1 pseudogene is annotated in these 298 nt (G+C 74.8%); it reads left to right on the top strand.

Going from position 1 to position 298, the window contains the following annotated elements:
• A pseudogene (locus BN358_RS27525) lies at positions 1 to 298 on the top strand (HNH endonuclease); the annotation flags it as partial.

Below are 298 nucleotides of genomic sequence, written 5' to 3' on the forward strand. Positions count from 1 at the left end.
TCCGCACCACGGTCGGGCTCGACCTCGACCACACCGACCCGTACCGCTGGGACGGCACCCCCGCCCAAACCCGTGCGGACAACCTCGGCCCGCTCAGGCGTAAGGCGCATCGGGCCAAGACCCACGCCGGCTGGCGGGTGAGCCAACCCGAGCCCGGCCGGTTCAGCTGGATCAGTCCGCTCGGCCGCCGCTACACGGTCACCCCGGCCGGCCTCACCACCGACGGACGCCACGCGCCCGGCAGCCAACCCCTGGGACACGCTCGGCGGCCCACTCCTGCCGGAACCACCCACCGGCG

Source organism: Sedimentibacter sp. B4 (assembly GCF_000309315.1).
In the GTDB taxonomy this organism is placed as follows: Bacteria; Bacillota; Clostridia; order Tissierellales; family Sedimentibacteraceae; genus Sedimentibacter; species Sedimentibacter saalensis.